This is a genomic window from Stutzerimonas stutzeri SDM-LAC, assembly GCF_000235745.1.
GTDB classification, from domain to species: Bacteria; Pseudomonadota; Gammaproteobacteria; order Pseudomonadales; family Pseudomonadaceae; genus Stutzerimonas; species Stutzerimonas stutzeri_H.
The window spans coordinates 25,302-43,880 of record NZ_AGSX01000054.1; the positions used below are offsets into that span (position 1 = coordinate 25,302).

Below are 18,579 nucleotides of genomic sequence, written 5' to 3' on the forward strand. Positions count from 1 at the left end.
TGGAAGTACGGCCGAATTTTCGGATTGTCGGCAGACGTGAAGAAAGGCTGCCAAGGAATTACAAAGGCGGCCCGTTCGCTGCTTCCAGAGCAGTCAACTGATCCACTTCAGTACCTGCTCTCCATACTCTGGCGGTGTTTTACGTGCAATCCGGCGGACAATATCCAGGATGGTCTGCTGAGCAAGGGCTTCCTCCATCCGCTGCTGAGCCTGAATCATGACGGCATGGATGCTACAGAGCCCAAAGCTTTCCCAATCCGGCTCTGGACAGTGGCTTTCAAACACTGCGCAACGTTGACGCACATTGCGGCACTTGAAGATTTCCTTCTCTCCATCAATTGCTCGAACGATATCCAGCACGCTGATTTCGTCTGCAGGGCGCGCTAAACGGAAACCGCCACGCACCCCTTCGGTCGCGACAACCAAATTAGCCTTGGCCAGGCGAGTGAATACCTTCGCCAATAATTCCGCGGGAACACCTTGGAGCTCTGCCAGCGTTCGCACACTGGCCTCGCGTGCATTGCCTTTCTCGTCAGTTAAGAAGAGTAGGCAGTGAACCCCGTACTCCACTCCTGCACTGTACAACGCCATGTCAGAAACTCCGCCTATAGTGACCGCACTTCGGTTGGAACATTTTGGGCTATTTCAAGGGGAGTCTGCCGTTGACCTGCCTGCAAGAAGGCTCCCATCCGTCTTAGATTATGCCTGAATCGCACGTAAACCAAGCGCTGCATGGTCGCAGCCGCTTGAACGTGGCAAGCGGTGGCCCTTGCAGATCAACAAAAGCTTGCACTGCAAATCTCCGACTAGTATTGTCGTAGTTATTGAGGCGGCTCGCTCATTTCAGCGCTTAATAGCCGCTGTCGGCCTACAGGTCTGGTGAGCACCCGCTTTGTAATTCAGGAAAGGTTCAGATGAAGCAGCGCATTCTCATCGTTGGTGCATGGTTCAGCGGCATGAGGAGTGCGCTTGGCGCCGCTCGTATGTTGGAAGAACACGACCGCGATGACGTCGAAGTTCTGGTCATGGCGCCGCCGGACGAGTTCTTAGCCGCTGTCGACGTGACCTTGATCGCGGGCGTCGATTGTTTCCCTAAGTGAAGAGCAGGGTTTGGAGTGGCGCCTGAACAACCTTGTCGCCTTCTGCAGATAAGCGGGTGTGATCCTGGCAAATGGCGAACATATAGCTGCGGCTACCGTAGTCTGGACTGTCAGCGTACGCGGGATCATTGGCCGAATACATTCCAGGCGAGTGCGACGATTATGGTCGTCTATACACGAATAATCGACATGCAGCATGGGCAGGAGAAGATCCACTAATTCCTGTAATCGCATAATAGCCGGTTATCGATAAAACTTTAGCTTGAAAGGGTAAAGTGGTTAACGCTTACAAATAGTGTAAGGACAACTTCGTTTTCTGTTGTTTAGACCCGTAAGCCCTCTGATCTTTGCTGGCCATTAATAGCGAAATCTCTCGCTCGGTTGTGAAAAGTGTTGGGCGCGCCTTTCTGCGGCTGTTTGCAATGATTATCGTCAGGGGAAGCGATTGTGAGAACTATTAAAAATCGTGCGCTCGGTAAATGTTTCTCTTCATTGTTAATTGTGTGGGCTTTGCTTGTTTCGGTCTCGCTGCTAACCGGCTGCGCGCAAAACCCGGAAATGAGGCAGTGGCGCGATGGACACCTCGAAATAACCCAGAAACAGGAGGCGGAATTCTACGACTGTATAAAATTCGATGTTAATAAAGGGTTCGAGTTCTTTGTAATAAGAAGAGACGACGAGTCCAACATTTATGCCGATTCGCCTGGCGATGCAGGCCCATCAAGACTTGTTGAATTTTATATCTTGCAAGACGACACCAGGTACGCAGTGTATCAAAGAGCCGCTCTTCGTGACCAAGGCCGCTTAGTAGACCGAATGGTCGCGTGTTCCAAAAATTTATCTGCAAGTCTACAAAAGGGGGTGACCGAGGTTATTTATTGATCGAAATTTATTCGGCTGACTACTTCTAGCTTTAATAGTGCTTCAGGAGTGCGAATATCGCCATGTCGCTTGCTAATTTTATAGTTTGCTGAGGCCGCGCCTGAAGATGTCTAGCAATTATTTAGTAACTAGGAATAGAAATATGACCAGCAAGAAAGTTAGTAAACCAGCAAACCTTATTTTCGCCAGCCTTGGCTTGCTCTTATCTCTAGATGCGCTCGCTGAAAATGCTCCGACAATCTATACCTATGACGCCAGTCTGGATATTCAGAACGTCCTGTCCATATCTTCAATTGAAGAAGGTCGTACCTGCAAGCCAATAGATCACATAATGAAGTACACAGATTCGTCTGGAAAAATCCAAACGGTTAAATACAAGGCTCTTTCAGACGCTTGCAGCAGAGGGCACTAGGACGATCCTCGGGCCAATCCAAGCGCCCTAGGTTTTCCATTTTTTAAGAACTGTTTAGTACATGTGCCTTAGCCATCTTTTTGGCTTTCTCTGTACGACCATGTCTGTAGTGTTTTTATCCATTCCAGCTTGTTATTCCACTCCGTTTAACGGCGCTGGGTTCTCGTTACCTGGCGCCGAGATAATCCGTATTTCCAGGAAGCCAAAATGAAAAGATGGGCCTATTTCGCCGCGGTTGCGACGGCTGTGCTTATGCCGGTTGCTACATACGCTTTAGATTTTACCGCTGCTGTTGGGCGCACCGGTGAGTCAACGACAACTTACCGATTCGGTATTCAAAAGGAGTTCGAGCGCAGCTGGTTTCAGACAGAAGTCGGTAGGTTAAAGGGATACTGGGATGCAGGGTTTACGTACTGGGAGGGAGACCGGATCTCCAACAACCACAGCATCTCACTGGCACCGGTATTCGTGTACGAATTCAACGGTGCGTCAGCCAAGCCCTATCTCGAAGCGGCGGTTGGTATCGCGGTATTCGAAAATACAGAAATCGAAAACAATGGCCTAGGATCTTCTTTCCAGTTCGAAGACCGCATCGGCGCCGGCCTTCGTTTCGCTGGTGGCCATGAGATAGGCTTGCGGGCGATTCACTATTCGAACGCAGGTATTAAGAATCCAAACGATGGAATTGAGAGTTACGCAATTCATTACCGTGATTCGTTCTGATGCGTTTATAAAGTCAGGTTAATTCCTAACTTATTGACGCCTCTAGGCTGGATGGATTTTCTATAGCGGCACCAAAGATCCCGGAGATATTCACAGATCGGTGCCGCCAACTTTGCATCACTCGCTCAAGTCAGCCTTGATGGCGATCGAAGCGCCAAGCCGCTACCGGCATGCAAAACCGTATTGCCAATAGCGCAGCGGTTACACAGCGCCGAGTCTTGAACCGACCAGGCGACGGGTGGATAAACCTGCGGTCTGTTTCTCGCCATGATGCATACGGTTCTGGATAGGCTGCTCGGAGGTTATACGGTTGACCGCACCCAGCGGATAGTCTGTGGACGGCCAAGCCTTTTCCTGGCTGGATTATCCAACTACATTCGAGATCGCTACGTCTGCCCACCGCACCATTCCTTTGACTAATCGCCAGCACTGACGCATTTTTCGATTAGTAAGTGAAGAGTCGGCTATGTAAGGCAATGCTGGGCCATCGGCATGAGGGTGTTGATGCTGATCTCGTATTCAAGCTGCCGTGAGTTTTAGCAGGCCTACTGCCAAAAGCAGCCAGGCCATGCCGGCAAAGCATAGCCACCAGGCCATGACCATGCGGCGTTTAAGACGGCGGGGTAAATTGCGAACTTCACTCTCCAAAAGCTCTCCGCGGTTTATGTGACCTTTTGGGAACAAGCCTACGGCTGCCAAACTACTGGTTAGAATAAAACGGGAGTAGAGGCCGCTATCACCCCAAAGCATTTTCTGCCTAATTACATATTCGCTGTTTGGAAACGTGTGGAGAATCGTGTCGAGATCTCGGTAAGCCATGACAATAATCATGAGCAGGCCGGAGAACCCAATTGCGAAAGGGGCCAGCATAAAAGCGAAAGCCCACCAAGAATTCCAGAACTCAGTCATGGGTTAGTCTGCCTGTACAAGAATTCTCCCATCCACTCACCACCTGCGGCACCACCGGCCCCGCCAGCAACCGAAGCCCCGCCTACCACTATCAGACCGCAGGCAACACTGCCTAGCCCGCCTGTTGCTACTCCGAGAGCGACACAAATCGAACCCGCTGCAGGACTAGCAATCGCCCCAGCTAGCGCCCCACCACCCAGCGCGCCAGCAAAGTTACCCGTCTCGGTAAATCTAATCTTCTGACACGCCCGGGTTTCGCCTGCCTGACAAACCTCTTGGACTTTCAATGTAGAGGCGGTACCGCCCAGTGCAATGCCGATATAGCTTCCATACTTCAAGTACTTCGCCGCCTTGGCAATTTTATCCATATGGGTGGCGTAGCCAGGTATCTGGCCAGGCGCGCCGCCCTTGCTCCAATGGTGCACCAAACTACGGGTGGAGATACCGAGATCCTGGCGCAGGGTTGGGTAGTTGCCCAGCCCCAGTTGCTTGCCGAGGAAGGTCGCCTTCAACTGGTTGTCGAGCTGGCGGTACAGCTGTTGGCGGGACGTGAAGAACTGCTGGCTGCGCAGATGACCATGCGCTGCGAACTCGCGCTGATGAAGGTATTCGATATCGCGCAGTGTGCTCTCGATTTGCTTTAAACCATTCCCGAGCACGTCGGTGCCGAGCCCAAGCGACCCGCTTGCGCCGCCGACCATCAAAGCGATTTCGGCTTGATGATCGGCCATGAAATTGGCTTCGCTCTCGCTCAAGGGTTCAAGAGCTGTACGCACCTTCGCTGCTGCTGCCATCAGGTCAGCTTCTTCACGTGAGCAAGCGGCTGGATTGATCAGGTTGCCGAGAACAAACATTTCCCCGGCTTTGAAGCCCTTCGCAAAGGTCGGATTTAGCGCCTTGATGCGATTCACTAGATGTTTGTGCGGCGCGTCGGCGAATAGCCTGGCAAGCACCTGCTCGCCGGACATGCTGCGCGGCACTCGGTAGAACCCGGGCGGAAGGGCCTCGGGAAGCTTGAGCATATCGGGTGGGGGCCAGTCCGAAAGCTCTGGAGTGGTTTCGACCTTCTGCTCCCAGGCGGCAAAGGAGGCGCCGCCGTTACCTGGCTTGGGCTTCGGCAACTCGGTCTGGTGGCCCCAGCCATGATCAGGTAACCAACTTGAATCGCGGCTGCCGGTGCTGTCAGGCTTCCAGCCAGTGTCCAGATCCCATCCCTGATCGAACGGGTAGGCCGCGTCTTTGAGGGTATCCGTCCCCATGAAAAATCTTCCTTGTGCTGTTGAATCGGGGGCAGTCTATCTGTTTGAAGTCCTTTGCTAACCAGCTCCTGTTCACGAAAGTTGCGTCTGGTGCGGCCAGTGGTTTTCCGTTCGGAGTCACTACTGGCCGGTATCACTGTCGTTTCTTCCTGGCCACTTCGCACACCGTGCAAGGCGAAGCCTGTCGTCAATGCTGACGAAAGTGTGTGGAGGCGGCCCAGCGAAGGACTAGAAAATAAATCTGGACAATTTTAATTATGTCCGGTGCTACGTGTCGCTCGAGAAAGATCTCTTCCAAAGCTTTTCATATTGAAGCTGTTCTTTGTAGTAATCTTCTCGTTGTACATTGAAGCGTATTCCAGCGTAAGAGACAGATCGTGCTCGCTCAGAAATTTGGCTACTTCTAATAGGCAGCGTGATGATTCGGCTGATGTTAGTTTTATTAGATGAATCTCTTTGTTTATGGGTATGACTGAGCCTCGCGGAACCCATGACTTGGAAAAGCACAAGTCATCGATTCCTATAGGTTTAAATACCTGTTCCCATATATCCTTGGATAATAGGTGGGACGTTCCGTCTATGTTTATTGTTGCTTTATTTAGTATTGCAGGCCCAAGGCCGTAGTTTGAAATATATATCCCATTTCGCTTGTTAGGCCCTTCGAGGTAAGGCGTGCTTTGAACGTATGGTTTTACGGAGAGACGATTATGCTCCCGTGACGCATAACCTTGCCATGCCGAGACTGCAAGTGCGAAAACGGAAATGCTAACCGTCGCTATGGTTGCTGATTTGTTCATTTCGTGCGTTATCTTAAATGTCTTAGTTAGTCAGAGTGATGTACGTTAATTTTTAACGTACATCAAAATTTTATTCAAGTTCAATTCGGAAATTATCGGTTTAAGAGAAGTTCGCTTATGAGGCGGTCCGCTGAGGTTGGCGGCTCGCCGTGCAAGACGAGACCTGAGGCCGACCAAGGCCGGTGGCGAATGCAAGCAGGCGGGGGACAAGAAAACAAATTTGTCCCTTTTCTCGGGTGGCTCGTACGGTCTCGCGGAAACCTGCCAGTCGGGGCGAGGAAAATGTGAGCAAGTAGAGGTGGAAAACGGCGAAGCCTTTTCCACGCTTCATTTTTCAGGCTACCTCGCTGGGTAGACCCCAGCTCCGATCGCCCGATGAAAACTTGAATAAGCCCAATCCACGACACGCTCCACCAAACCGTGCTTTAACGGATTGCGATGCACGTAGTCGACGTGATGTCGGTAATCCCGTTCATCTCGAATCAGGTGCTCCCAGTAGCGCCGTTGCCAGATACCACGCTCGCCACGGGAGCGCTGGGTTGCCGTCAGTACTTCAGTCTTTAGCAGCCGCCGGGCGAAAGCGAACTTGATGACTTTCCAGCGCAGCGCGAAATCAGCGTCGCCGTCGGGTAGCGTCCAGACGCAGTGCATGTGATCAGGCAGAACGACCCAGGCATCGATGTGGAAGGGGTGGCGTGAGCGTGTGGCTCGCACCGTCTCGCGCAGCAGGTCGACATGGCGGACCAGCAGGTCGCTTCGGCGGTTCAGCAGATTGACCGTGAAGAAATACGTGGCGCCCGGTACTTGGGCGCGGCGGTAGCGGGACATGGCGGCTCATCCTTGAGCGTTTGTGTGGGCGGAAAGTCCGTATCGGTGGATAAGCAAAGCGTTATCCACCCTACGTCATCTCACCCGCCCGCACCGCCGACGCATCGACGTTGCCGTAGGTAGGGTGGAAAACGGCGAAGCCTTTTCCACGCGTTACTTCCAGGCTACCTCGCTACAGCGGGTGTTGAGTTAATTTTGCTATGTATAAAAGCTCTTCAATTAGCGCTCGATAGATTATGCGAACGTTCTTGATATCGCTTTTTCGGCAGTTATATTTTATGCGATGCGCTGATAGGTTGCCGAGTTCCCGGTAGGAGTCAATTTCTTTCTTTGATTCTGGAGATAGGCCAATTTCTTTTCTTGATGTTGCTTTGTTGATTAGTGTTTTCAGGTTGTTGTAATTGCCTTCTTGGTCTTTGGCTTGTTCGCCTAGCCCGGTTTCTTCGAAGCAATGAATTAGTAGTATTTCTAACAGGCGCCTCATCATGAGGGAGCATGCGTCAAATAAATTGTTTTCGTAGCATGAGTTTATTTGTTGAGCAATCTTTATCAAGTAGGGTCTTTTGGTGTTGGTGAAAAGTATTTCTGGAAGGATCGAGTCGTCAGAAATAATTTCTTCAATGTCTGTGATGTCTGGAATCTCAAGCTTTATTTCGCTTCGTCTTTTAGGGGCTAGGCGAAAAGAGTTTTCTTGAGTTCCTTTAACAAAGGACCGTGATTTTCTGATCTTCGATAGTAGACGGCTTGAGTTTGGTCGAGCAAAGCCTAGCGCAGTCAATACTGCGCTAAGATCTTTTGCTTCGATCTCAGATTGATCCTTGTTTTCCGAGAAGTAGAAAGCGAGATATTCAGCTTTCTCAAGCTCGGTTCTGTCGTTCAATTTTGCGATATTGGCGAAAACTTCTAGCTTCAAGGGCTAGGTTCCTATTCGTTGGACTTTCCATTCAGCTGTGCTAGCAGTTTTCCAGCCTCTTCTACCCCTGGAATAGTCAGCTTGCATGTTTTGGATGCGGAACCTTTTTTTCCATCCAGAAGAATAAATTCCTTTGCGTTTTTAAGGATTCCGGCAAAGTTTGAAGCGTCAAGACAGCTTTGTTCTTGGCAAAGCTGTCTGATTTCTTGCATGGGTACTTCGTTAATGCCTAGAGACCGTTTTCCCCAAAGGTAGACCAGTGCAGCATTAACTGTTTTTTTCGCAAGAGTGCCGCCGGGGATCCGTTTAAGCACCCTGACCTGATCGCCCTCCATATGAAGAACCCGATTGTACGTATCTGATGAATTCGCGGATGCAGGCTCTTCCTCTGCTGGCGCCTCTAGCAGAATTTGGGGGAGCGCGGGCGACGGTTGATGCCCAACGATGGGGGCGTCAACCGTTCTTCTCGTCAAAGTGTCCAAGATCGCTTCTTTGAAGCTATTAATTTGCTCCGAGACGAACCCTTCGGAACCAGTAATCTCAAAGATTCCGTCACGGATAGAAAGATGAAACCTGGCTTCGTTACTACTCACTTGCTATTCCCTCAGTAAATGCTAGGTACAAGGCTCTCGGTCAATTGGCCCGTCTTCGTTACTTAATCCCAACTCAAAGCCCCACCCGTCTGATACTCAATCACCCGCGTCTCAAAGAAATTCTTCTCTTTCTTGAGGTCCATGATCTCGCTCATCCACGGGAACGGGTTGGTGGTGCCCGGGTACTCTTCCTTCAGACCAATCTGCGTCAGACGACGGTTGGCGATGAACTTGAGGTAGTCCTCCATCATCGAGGCGTTCATGCCGAGGACGCCGCGGGGCATGGTGTCGCGGGCGTATTCGATTTCCAGTTGGGTGCCCTGGAGGATCATCTGGGTCGCTTCGTCCTTCATGGCGGCATCCCACAGGTGTGGGTTTTCGATCTTGATCTGGTTGATCACGTCGATGCCGAAGTTCAGGTGCATGGATTCGTCGCGCAGGATGTATTGGAACTGCTCGGCGGTGCCGGTCATCTTGTTGCGACGCCCCATGGAGAGGATCTGGGTGAAGCCGCAGTAGAAGAAGATGCCTTCGAGTACGCAGTAGTAGGCGATGAGGTTGCGCAGGAACTCTTTGTCGGTCTCGACGGTGCCGGTGTTGAACTCGGGGTTGGAGATCGAGCGGGTGTACTTGAGGCCCCAGGAGGCCTTCTTCGCGACGCTCGGGATCTCGTGGTACATGTTGAAGATCTCGCCTTCGTCCATGCCCAGCGATTCGATGCAGTACTGGTAGGCGTGGGTGTGGATCGCCTCTTCGAAGGCCTGGCGCAGGATGTACTGGCGGCACTCGGGGTTGGTGATCAGGCGGTACACGGCCAGCACGAGGTTGTTGGCGACCAGGCTGTCGGCGGTGGAGAAGAAGCCGAGGTTGCGCTTGACGATGCGACGCTCGTCCTCGGAGAGGCCGTCCGGCGTCTTCCACAGGGCGATGTCGGCGTTCATGTTCACTTCCTGCGGCATCCAGTGGTTGGCGCAACCATCCAGATACTTCTGCCAGGCCCAGTCGTACTTGAAGGGGACGAGCTGGTTGAGGTCGGCGCGGGCGTTGATCATCTGCTTGTCGCCGACGTGAACGCGGGCGGATTCGCCTTCGAGTTCGTCCAGGCCTTCCTGGATGTCGAGGTCGTCCAGGGCCTTCTTGGCGCGGGCGACGGCCGCGGAGTCGTCAGAGGCTACGGCGCGGGCTTCTTCGACGGAGCCGGCGGCTTCGTTATCCAGCTTGGCGGTGTTCTGTTGCGTGGGCTGTGCGGTAGCGGCGGCCGGCGCGGCAGTGGTGGTCTCTTCTTCGTTGAATTCGTCCCAGCTCAGCATGGTGGTTTCTCCTGATTGGGGACCGGTTGTGGCCGGTCGGGAATGTTCTGGGCTTTTGTGTGTGCACGCAAAAGCGGGTGTTTGGTTGGGGGAGGGTGGTGGTGCCCTGGTCCCGGGTGTTCTGTATTAGGTCGGGGTTTGGGCCCGGCCTTGATGTTGTCTGGTGGGGTTGCCCCTCACCTTGGCCCTCTCCCGGGTGGGGCGAGGGGTGGTCGGGGGTTTGGGCCCGGCCTATGTGTTGTCTGGTAGGTCGCCCCCTCACCCTAACCCTCTCCCCATAGGGGCGAGGGGACTGGATTTGAGGTGGCATCCGGTCCGTTGCTCAAATTGCCAGCTGTGCCGGCTAGGCCTACTTGCAAGCAAGCGCTCGTCGCTACTACATCTAACTAATCATTTAGTGAGTCGGACGCTTGTCGTCGCTTTGCTTGATCAGCAGCCACTCGGTGCAAGCGGTTTCCAGAGCGAGGCAGCGCTAGGCGCCGGGCGGGTCGGAGCCCCTGAGCGTACGCATGTACGTGATGGGGGCCGGCCTGCCCGGCAACAACGCGCGGTCCGCTCTGGGGACCGCGACTTTCAACTACTTACTTATTGGCAGGCTTCGCAATCTGGTTCATCAATCGCGCACGCCTTTGGCACCGGTGCTGGGCCGGCTGCCATTTCTGGTGCTGGCGCCGCTTTGGCCGGAGCAGCGCTGGCGCCGCTGTTGCCACCGCTGGACACGGCGTTGAGCTTGCCGGTATTGACGGTGGACTTCTCGGTGCTGGTCGCGGCCAGGGCACGGAGGTAGTAGGTGGTTTTCAGGCCACGGTACCAGGCCATGCGGTAGGTCACGTCCAGCTTCTTGCCCGAGGCGCCGGCAATGTAGAGGTTCAGCGACTGGGCCTGGTCGATCCACTTCTGGCGGCGGCTGGCGGCGTCGACGATCCACTTGGTTTCCACTTCGAAGGCGGTCGCGTAGAGGTCTTTCAACTCCTGCGGGATGCGCTCGATCTGCTGTACCGAACCGTCGTAGTACTTGAGGTCGTTGATCATGACCGCGTCCCACAGGCCGCGCGCCTTGAGGTCGCGAACCAGGTAGGGGTTAATCACGGTGAATTCGCCCGAGAGGTTCGATTTTACGTACAGGTTCTGGTAGGTCGGCTCGATGGACTGCGACACGCCGGTGATGTTGGCGATGGTTGCGGTCGGCGCGATGGCCATGATGTTGGAGTTACGGATGCCGTTCTTGACGCGGGCACGGACCGGGGCCCAGTCCAGGGACTCGGTCAGGTCGACGTCGATGTACTTCTGGCCACGCGCTTCGATAAGGATCTGCTGCGAGTCCAGCGGCAGGATGCCCTGGCTCCACAGCGAACCCTGGAAGGTTTCGTAGGCGCCACGCTCGTCGGCCAGGTCGCAGGAGGCCTGGATGGCGAAGTAGCTGACCGCTTCCATGGACTTGTCGGCGAAGTCGATGGCGGCATCGGAACCGTAGGGGATGTGCTGCAGGTACAGCGCGTCCTGGAAGCCCATGATGCCCAGGCCCACCGGGCGGTGCTTGAAGTTGGAGTTCTTCGCCTGCGGCACGGAGTAGTAGTTGATGTCGATGACGTTATCGAGCATCCGCACGGCGGTGCGCACGGTGCGCTCCAGCTTGGCGGTGTCGAGCTTGCCGTCGACGATGTGGCGCGGCAGGTTGATCGAGCCCAGGTTGCAGACGGCGATCTCGTCCTTGTTGGTGTTCAGCGTGATCTCGGTGCAGAGGTTGGAGCTGTGCACCACGCCGACGTGCTGTTGCGGGCTGCGCAGGTTGCACGGGTCCTTGAAGGTCAGCCATGGGTGGCCGGTTTCGAACAGCATGGACAGCATCTTGCGCCACAGGTCTTTGGCCTGCAGGGTCTTGTAGTTCTTGATCTTGCCGTATTCGATCAGGGCCTCGTAGTACTCGTAGCGCTCCTCGAAGGCCTTGCCGGTGAGGTCGTGCAGGTCGGGTACTTCGCTCGGCGAGAACAGGGTCCACTTGCCGTCGTCGAAGACGCGCTTCATGAACAGGTCCGGAATCCAGTTGGCGGTGTTCATGTCGTGGGTACGGCGACGGTCGTCACCGGTGTTCTTGCGCAGCTCGAGGAACTCCTCGATGTCCAGGTGCCAGGTTTCTAAATAGGCGCAGACCGCGCCCTTGCGCTTGCCGCCCTGGTTGACCGCCACCGCGGTGTCGTTGACCACTTTCAGGAAGGGCACGACGCCCTGGGATTTGCCGTTGGTGCCTTTGATATAGGCGCCGAGTGCACGGACCGGGGTCCAGTCGTTGCCCAGGCCGCCGGCGAACTTGGAGAGCAGGGCGTTATCGCGGATGGCGTCGTAGATGCCGCCCAGGTCGTCCGGCACGGTGGTCAGGTAGCAGGAGGACAGCTGCGGACGCAGGGTGCCGGCGTTGAACAGGGTCGGCGTGGAGGCCATGTAGTCGAAGGACGACAGCAGGTTGTAGAACTCGATGGCGCGGGCTTCGCGCTGTTCTTCCTCGATGGCCAGGCCCATGGCGACGCGCATGAAGAAGATCTGCGGCAGCTCGAAACGCACGCCATCCTTGTGGATGAAGTAGCGGTCATAGAGGGTCTGCAGGCCGAGGTAGGTGAACTGCTGGTCCTGCTCATGGTTGATCGCGGCGCCCAGCTTGGCCAGGTCGAATTCCTTCAGGCGCGGGTCGAGCAGTTCGAACTCCACACCTTTGGCCACATAAGCGGGAAGCGCCTTGGCGTAGAGGTCGGCCATTTCGTGGTGCGTGGCCGACTCGGCGACTTCCAGGAAGCTCAGGGCTTCGGCGCGCAGGGTGTCCATCAGCAGGCGGGCAGTGACGTAGGAGTAGTTCGGCTCACGCTCGACCAGAGTACGGGCGGTCATCACCAGGGCGGTGTTGACGTCGGTCTGTTCAACGCCGTCGTAGAGGTTTTTCAGGGTTTCTTTCTGGATCAGCGCGCCATCGACTTCTTCGAGGCCTTCGCAGGCTTCGGTGATGATGGTGTTCAGACGGCCCAGGTCCAGCGGCGACAGGCTACCGTCGGCACGCTTGATACGAATGCTCGGATGGGCATCGACCCGGGCTTCGACGGCGCCGCGCTTGCGCTCCTGGCTGCGCGATTCACGGTAGATCACGTAGTCGCGGGCAACTTTCTGCTCGCCGGAACGCATCAGGGCCAGTTCGACCTGGTCCTGGATTTCTTCGATATGGATGGTGCCGCCGGAGGGCATGCGGCGCTTGAAGGTGGCGGTGACCTGTTCGGTCAGGCGGGCCACGGTGTCATGGATGCGCGAGGAGGCGGAGGCATTGTTGCCTTCCACTGCGAGAAACGCTTTGGTGATGGCGACGGTGATCTTGTCATCGGTGTAGGGGACGACTGTACCGTTGCGCTTGATCACGCGCAGCTGGCCCGGCGCCGTGGCGGCCAGGTCCAGCGTGCTGTCGGCTGCCTGCGGGTTCTCGCGAATGGACTCGTTCTGCATGGGGTCTCCGGATTCTCTCTGTCTCGGTAGCACGTAAGGTGTCGGGCCATCTTCGTGGACGGCGCTGATCGGGTGTTGCGTATCGCTGTATCGCTATTGCATCAACCATCCCCAACGAACTGGGCATGGGTTACCAAAACGGGAAACGATTCGGCACCAGGAGGTACCGAATCGCATGTGCCGAAGCATAGTCAGCCGCTGTGCGGATCACAACCTCAAAACACAACATGTAGTGTGATGCGCTTGGCGGGCGTGCTAGGTATAGGCTTGACCGAAATCAACGATGAGCTCGGTACGCCGGGCTTCGCAGGGGTGCCGCATTGGCCGAGCAGGGGTTCTCAGCGCTGCAAGAAACGGGAAAAACTATTCTGCTTGCTTTTTTCTGCAGTTGTGTCTGCGTGATCGTATAGGCCCCACATATAGGGGTTTTGCCCGCCAGGATCGACACGATAGTTGCGCTTCACGAGCAACGCAAGGTGCTCTAAATGAACAACCTGTGGATAACATGTGGGCGGATTGTGGGTTAAAAGCTGAGGTCCAGACGGCTCAAGGCGTTGGTGCTTCGTCGCCCTCTGAGCACAAAAATGCAGGTTGAATTAATTTCGTGACGACACTACATGTAGTGTTTGTTTTTCCGCCTAAATTATGGCTTTCAGCAGTTTTCCGACGACAGGCAACGTAGCATCCCTACAAGATCGCGAATAATGGCCACCTGATATCAGTCGAGCTCAGCGAGCCACATCATGAACGCGCCCCGAACGACTCCGCCGACCACCGACGATCTGTTACGACAGATCGAGTCCAATCTGTGTAGAACGCGCTTACGCTTTAGCCCGGACCTGGAGCAACGATTCGAATCCGATACCGGCGCAGGACGGGCGCGGATGTTTGTGCTTACTGGGTTGGTGTCCCTGTGCATCTTCAATGCGTTTCTCATCGGCGACTACGCGATGCGACAGGCAAATTTCGCTGAAATTTTGCTGTTGCGTCTGGGCCTGATGACGCCCGTCGGCCTCTTCTCCTTGCTGTTGATTCATCGGGGCGTGACGGCGCGGTGGAGGGAGGGGCTGATGGCCTGCCTAGTGGTGATGGCAATGGCGGTTTCGGGGCAGATTTTCCGTATCACCACCTCGCCAGTCGACATGTTCGACCCGTTCTCCTTCGATCTGATTCTGCTGGCCGGGAACATTGTCATCGCGCTGCGCTTCAAGTACGCGCTCGCCGCCTCGGTGGCCGGCCTGCTGGTGATGGCGGGGTACGTACTGTCTTCCTCTACATTGGGCGTTGATGCGCAGCTGTTTTCGCTGGTGCTTGCGACGGCGACGGTGGTTTTCACGCTGATCGCGAATCTCAGATTCGAGGTGACCGATCGACGTGCGTATCTGTTCCTCTTGCGTGAGCAGTTACGCACCGATGCCATGCGCGAGGACAACCTCACTCTGACGCATATATCCCAGACCGACCCGCTGACCCAGCTAGCGAACCGCCGCCGGTTCGAGCAGGTTTTCGAGACGATCTGGCGGGAAGCCGGAACGACCGGAGATGAGGTGGGGTTGCTGATGATTGATATCGACCATTTCAAATCCTACAACGATACGTTCGGCCACCAGATGGGTGACGTTTGTTTGCAGCGGGTCGCCGCGATCCTCGATAAACAGGTGCGAAAGAAGGATCTGGTGGCGCGACTGGGTGGTGAGGAATTCGTCGTGCTATTGCCTGAGACGGATCTGCCGACCGCGCGGCGTGTGGCGGAGCGGGTGCGCACCGCGATCGAGGGCCTGGCGATTCCACATACCGCTATCGGTGATCAATCCTGCGTCACCGCCAGCATCGGTGCTGCTGTCGCCCGTCCCCTTGGCGACTCGCCCAGTGCCGACCTGATACGGCGCGCCGATGACGCCCTGTATGCTGCCAAGCGGGGCGGTCGCAACCGCTGCCATGTGGCTGCAGCCTGACGCTACAATGCGCCCGATGGCCTGTAAGGAGGGCGCATGACGGATCAAGAAGCTTGGCGAATTCTCATTGTCGAAGACGACCAGCGGTTGGCCGAGCTGACCCGGGAATATCTCGAAAGCAATGGCTTGCAGGTGACGATCGAAGCGGACGGTGCTCAGGCAGCCGAGCGGATCATCAATGAGCGACCCGATCTGGTCGTACTCGATCTGATGCTGCCAGGCGAAGACGGCCTGTCCATCTGCCGCAAGGTGCGTGACCGTTATGACGGCCCGATCCTGATGCTCACCGCCCGCGCGGACGATCTCGATCAAGTGCTCGGCCTGGAGATTGGTGCAGACGATTACGTTTGTAAGCCGGTGCGGCCGCGGGTATTGCTGGCGCGTATCCGCGCGCTACTGCGGCGGCGTGAGGGCGGCGAAACGGCGCCTGCTCCCAGCAAGCGTATCCAGTACGGGCCGTTGGTGGTCGATCATGCGCTGCGCGAGGCTTGGCTGCGAGGCGAAGGCATCGAACTGACTGGCGCCGAGTTCGACCTGCTCTGGCTGCTGACCTCCAATCCCGGACGCATCATGTCCCGTGAACATATTTTCACCGAACTGCGCGGGATCGAATACGACGGCCAGGATCGCTCCATCGACGTGCGCATTTCACGCATCCGTCCAAAGATCGGTGACGACCCCGATCACCCGCGCCTGATCAAGACCGTGCGTGGCAAAGGCTATCTATTCGTCTCCGAAGCGGCTGAAGCGCTGCAGTGAATTCGATCTTCCTGCGCATCTACGGCGGCATGCTCGCCGTGTTGGTGCTGGTCGGGCTGTTGGGCGCCGGTGGTCTGCATCTGCTCAATCAGGTACGGGCGGATCATCATCGCGAGGCGCTGGCAGCCGGCACCTTTCGTCTGATGGCGCACAACATGAGCAGCATGACGCCCATCGAGCGGCGTCAGGCGGCGAACCTCTGGGGGCGACTGCTGGGTATCCCCTTGCGCGTGCGAACCCTGGAAGACATCCGGCTTGAAAGCGGCCTGGAGGCCCGACTGCTGCGCGGCCAGGTTCTGGTGGAGCAGGTCCGTCCCGGCAGCGTGACGATCTATTCCCTGGTCAGCGCCGATGACCGTCTGGCGCTGACCGGCGAGGTCGAGCAACTCAGCGAACAGCTGGCACGCGCGACCATCTACCTGCTGATCGACGAGCTGATTCGGTATCCCGAAGCCGAACAACCCCAGCGCCTGGCCGAACTGAAGACGGCGCGTGGTTTCGGCTATCCACTGGAACTGCTGACCCGCGACAGCGCCAGTCTCGATGACGATCAGCGCCGCCGGCTGGATGAAGGCGACACGGTTATGGCGCTGGTCAACGGCGGCGAGGCCATCCGGGTGTTCGCCGCGATTGCCGGAACGCCCTGGATCATGTCGCTGGGGCCGCTGCGCCAACTCAATCCCTATCCACCGGAGCTGCTGATATTCATCGGTGTGCTGGGCCTGTCGCTGATCGGATTGACGGTGTATCTGCTGGTGCGCCAGCTGGAGCGGCGCCTGCGAGGCGTCGAGCGCGCTGCCACGCGCATCGCGACCGGCCAGCTGGACGCGCGCGTGCCGGATGCCGGGACAGATTCGGTGGGCCGTCTAGCCAAGGCTTTCAATGGCATGGCAAGCCATCTGCAGCGCTTGCTGGCAGTGCAGCGGGAAATGGTCAGCGCGGTGGCCCATGAGTTGCGAACACCGGTCGCCCGGTTACGATTCGGCCTGGAGATGGCCGGTTCGGCGCAGACACCCGAAGCGCGGAATCGCTATCTGGACGACATGGACGGTGACATCGACGATCTGGATCGTCTGGTGGATGAAATGCTGGTCTATACGCGCCTCGAACGCGGTTCGCCGGAGCTGAGGTTTCAGCAAGTGAATCTGAGCGCGCTGGTCGATCAGGTCATCGGCGAGCTGGCGCCGTTGCGCCCGACGGTGCGGGTCGAGCGCGGGCTCTCCAACTCAGCCCCTGACGGTAGCAGTGTGGCCGATGCCGAGCCGCACTACCTGCGTCGCGCCTTGAGCAACCTGATCAGCAACGCCATGCGCCATGCAGAAACGCGGGTTCAGGTCAGCTTCGTCATCGATGCCGAGCGGGCGCAACTGGTGGTCGACGATGATGGTCCTGGCGTGCCTGAGGAGGCGTGGGAGAAAATCTTCGAGCCGTTTCTACGCCTTGACGACAGCCGCACGCGTGCGTCCGGCGGGCACGGGCTGGGGCTATCCATCGTCCGGCGGATTACCTATTGGCACGGTGGTCGTTCGCAGATCGGGCACAGCGAGCTGGGCGGCGCACGTTTCAGTCTGGTCTGGCCGCGAAGGCAGACGGGGTCGCGCCTCCCAGCGCAGTGATCGGCGCTAGGGCTTTGCAGCGATGGGTTGCACCCATCCATGTAAGCAACTCTCGAGCCGCCAAGGCCGCGATTGCCCTGCATATGGGTGGGTGAAACCCATCGACCCATCGGCGCACCCATTCATCGAGCTCAAACGCAATCAGGCCGTAATGGCGACCAGGCTCAGCAGGTAATCCTCGAACTGCACGAACTGGCCATCCAACTCGGCGCCGGTCTTCCATTCTTCCGATAGATCGGTGAGCAGGCGCAGGCGAGCGTAGCCGCTGCTGTCGTGATGGATCAGCTCGGCGTCCTGAAAATAGAAGCGCTTGTTCACCAGCGGATAGAGTGCCTTGAACAGGCTTTCCTTGATGGAGAAGGTCAGGGTGACGCGCAGCCGGCGCTGGGCCTCGTTGAGTGCGGCGTAATCTCCCAGCTCGCGCGGCGTGAGGATTTCAGCAACCAGACGGTCCGCGCGTGCAACGGGAATTTGCTTCTCTACATCCAACCCGATGCCGCGCCACTGCTCACGACGCGCCACAACGGTCGCAGCCCAGCCGGCACCATGGGTGATGGAGCCAACCACCCCAACAGGCCAGCAGGGCGAGCGGTCCTCGTTCACGGTCGGGATGCAGGGTGCGCCGGTTACCCGGCGCAAGGCTTCGTGGGCACAGAGACGACCGGCGAGGAATTCGGTCTGGCGCTTGCTTACGGCGCTCATGCCCGGCACGCCGCAACGGGTGAAGTCCTCGGGGTCGAGCAGAACGGGGTCGAAGCGGGTGCTGATCAACTGCACGCCTCGCAAGGCGAGCGGCAGCGGCCAGCGATCGCTCAGGGGCGAGCAGCAGGTCGGGTGATAAAGAATCGAAGTCATGGGCGTTAGTTTGCCTCACTACCGGGCCTGACGCAGTCTCGGCGACGGGCTTCTTCAGTCATGGCGTCTGTTCGCGAGCAAGCTCGCTCCTACCTTCGGTAAGCGCCGTGCAGCTTTTCGTAGGAGCGAGCTTTGCTCGCGAACCGGGGCGCGCCGGCGGGGATGATCAACCGGCCGCCTTGCACTAC

At 56.8% G+C, this 18,579-nt stretch carries 16 protein-coding genes; 7 read left to right on the forward strand and 9 right to left on the reverse strand.

Features of this window, described 5'->3' with window-relative positions:
• Positions 1-93 precede the first annotated feature (93 nt).
• On the reverse strand, positions 94-591 hold the full coding sequence (locus tag PSTU_RS0106495) for an RrF2 family transcriptional regulator (RefSeq protein WP_019340232.1): 498 nt from the start codon (positions 589-591) through the stop codon (positions 94-96).
• 323 nt (positions 592-914) lie between these two features.
• On the opposite strand from PSTU_RS0106495, the gene PSTU_RS21980 reads away from it, so the two are divergent.
• From PSTU_RS21980 to PSTU_RS0106515, 4 genes are all read left to right on the forward strand, one after another.
• Positions 915-1,100, forward strand: coding sequence for a hypothetical protein (locus tag PSTU_RS21980; protein WP_019340233.1), 186 nt, complete (start codon positions 915-917; stop codon positions 1,098-1,100).
• A gap of 447 nt (positions 1,101-1,547) precedes the next feature.
• Positions 1,548-1,982, forward strand: coding sequence for a hypothetical protein (locus PSTU_RS0106505; protein ID WP_141566883.1), 435 nt, complete (start codon positions 1,548-1,550; stop codon positions 1,980-1,982).
• A gap of 142 nt (positions 1,983-2,124) precedes the next feature.
• Positions 2,125-2,394: a DUF2790 domain-containing protein gene (locus PSTU_RS0106510; protein ID WP_019340235.1), complete on the forward strand. Its 270-nt coding sequence runs from the start codon at positions 2,125-2,127 to the stop codon at positions 2,392-2,394.
• 207 nt (positions 2,395-2,601) lie between these two features.
• The gene (locus tag PSTU_RS0106515) at positions 2,602-3,117 is read left to right on the forward strand and encodes an acyloxyacyl hydrolase (protein ID WP_019340236.1); all 516 of its coding nucleotides are present in this window, start codon (positions 2,602-2,604) and stop codon (positions 3,115-3,117) included.
• 519 nt (positions 3,118-3,636) lie between these two features.
• Here the strand turns inward: PSTU_RS0106515 and PSTU_RS0106520 are convergent.
• The 7 genes from PSTU_RS0106520 to PSTU_RS0106550 form a co-directional block, all read right to left on the reverse strand.
• Entirely contained in the window at positions 3,637-4,026 is a 390-nt protein-coding gene (locus PSTU_RS0106520) for a hypothetical protein (RefSeq protein WP_019340237.1), read from the reverse strand.
• Complete coding sequence (locus PSTU_RS0106525; RefSeq protein WP_029404645.1) at positions 4,023-5,285, reverse strand: hypothetical protein; 1,263 nt, start codon at positions 5,283-5,285, stop codon at positions 4,023-4,025. Before PSTU_RS0106525 ends, PSTU_RS0106520 begins: the two co-directional genes overlap by 4 nt.
• Before the next feature lie 1,136 nt (positions 5,286-6,421).
• Positions 6,422-6,910, reverse strand: coding sequence for an REP-associated tyrosine transposase (locus PSTU_RS0106530; RefSeq protein WP_019340238.1), 489 nt, complete (start codon positions 6,908-6,910; stop codon positions 6,422-6,424).
• 172 nt (positions 6,911-7,082) lie between these two features.
• The gene (locus PSTU_RS0106535; RefSeq protein WP_019340239.1) at positions 7,083-7,823 is read right to left on the reverse strand and encodes a DUF4145 domain-containing protein; all 741 of its coding nucleotides are present in this window, start codon (positions 7,821-7,823) and stop codon (positions 7,083-7,085) included.
• Positions 7,824-7,834: 11 nt separating this feature from the next.
• Positions 7,835-8,416: a hypothetical protein gene (locus PSTU_RS0106540; protein ID WP_019340240.1), complete on the reverse strand. Its 582-nt coding sequence runs from the start codon at positions 8,414-8,416 to the stop codon at positions 7,835-7,837.
• A 62-nt stretch (positions 8,417-8,478) separates the two neighbouring features.
• The gene (locus tag PSTU_RS0106545) at positions 8,479-9,726 is read right to left on the reverse strand and encodes a ribonucleotide-diphosphate reductase subunit beta (RefSeq protein ID WP_019340241.1); all 1,248 of its coding nucleotides are present in this window, start codon (positions 9,724-9,726) and stop codon (positions 8,479-8,481) included.
• 585 nt (positions 9,727-10,311) lie between these two features.
• Complete coding sequence (locus tag PSTU_RS0106550; protein WP_019340242.1) at positions 10,312-13,206, reverse strand: ribonucleoside-diphosphate reductase subunit alpha; 2,895 nt, start codon at positions 13,204-13,206, stop codon at positions 10,312-10,314.
• A gap of 983 nt (positions 13,207-14,189) precedes the next feature.
• On the opposite strand from PSTU_RS0106550, the gene PSTU_RS0106555 reads away from it, so the two are divergent.
• Genes PSTU_RS0106555 through PSTU_RS0106565 form a run of 3 tightly spaced genes read left to right on the forward strand, consistent with a single transcriptional unit; the run spans position 14,190 to position 17,536 of the window.
• Positions 14,190-15,161, forward strand: a complete 972-nt coding sequence (locus PSTU_RS0106555) for a diguanylate cyclase (protein WP_157999797.1) — start codon at positions 14,190-14,192, stop codon at positions 15,159-15,161.
• Positions 15,162-15,197: 36 nt separating this feature from the next.
• A complete protein-coding gene (locus PSTU_RS0106560) occupies positions 15,198-15,920 on the forward strand; it encodes a response regulator (RefSeq protein ID WP_019340244.1) in 723 nt (240 codons plus the stop codon).
• Positions 15,917-17,536, forward strand: a complete 1,620-nt coding sequence (locus PSTU_RS0106565; RefSeq protein ID WP_019340245.1) for an ATP-binding protein — start codon at positions 15,917-15,919, stop codon at positions 17,534-17,536. Before PSTU_RS0106560 ends, PSTU_RS0106565 begins: the two co-directional genes overlap by 4 nt.
• 141 nt (positions 17,537-17,677) lie before the next feature.
• Here PSTU_RS0106565 and PSTU_RS0106570 read toward each other — a convergent pair whose 3' ends face one another.
• A complete protein-coding gene (locus tag PSTU_RS0106570) occupies positions 17,678-18,391 on the reverse strand; it encodes a 4'-phosphopantetheinyl transferase family protein (RefSeq protein ID WP_019340246.1) in 714 nt (237 codons plus the stop codon).
• Positions 18,392-18,579: the final 188 nt, after the last annotated feature.

Bases quoted from the DNA above. Each gene is read 5' to 3' on its own strand.
- PSTU_RS0106495 (WP_019340232.1), bottom strand. From the start codon at position 591: ATGGCGTTGTACAGTGCAGGAGTGGAGTACGGGGTTCACTGCCTACTC.
- PSTU_RS21980 (WP_019340233.1), top strand. From the start codon at position 915: ATGAAGCAGCGCATTCTCATCGTTGGTGCATGGTTCAGCGGCATGAGG.
- PSTU_RS0106510 (WP_019340235.1), top strand. From the start codon at position 2,125: ATGACCAGCAAGAAAGTTAGTAAACCAGCAAACCTTATTTTCGCCAGC.
- PSTU_RS0106515 (WP_019340236.1), top strand. From the start codon at position 2,602: ATGAAAAGATGGGCCTATTTCGCCGCGGTTGCGACGGCTGTGCTTATG.
- PSTU_RS0106520 (WP_019340237.1), bottom strand. From the start codon at position 4,026: ATGACTGAGTTCTGGAATTCTTGGTGGGCTTTCGCTTTTATGCTGGCC.
- PSTU_RS0106525 (WP_029404645.1), bottom strand. From the start codon at position 5,285: ATGGGGACGGATACCCTCAAAGACGCGGCCTACCCGTTCGATCAGGGA.
- PSTU_RS0106530 (WP_019340238.1), bottom strand. From the start codon at position 6,910: ATGTCCCGCTACCGCCGCGCCCAAGTACCGGGCGCCACGTATTTCTTC.
- PSTU_RS0106545 (WP_019340241.1), bottom strand. From the start codon at position 9,726: ATGCTGAGCTGGGACGAATTCAACGAAGAAGAGACCACCACTGCCGCG.
- PSTU_RS0106550 (WP_019340242.1), bottom strand. From the start codon at position 13,206: ATGCAGAACGAGTCCATTCGCGAGAACCCGCAGGCAGCCGACAGCACG.
- PSTU_RS0106560 (WP_019340244.1), top strand. From the start codon at position 15,198: ATGACGGATCAAGAAGCTTGGCGAATTCTCATTGTCGAAGACGACCAG.
- PSTU_RS0106570 (WP_019340246.1), bottom strand. From the start codon at position 18,391: ATGACTTCGATTCTTTATCACCCGACCTGCTGCTCGCCCCTGAGCGAT.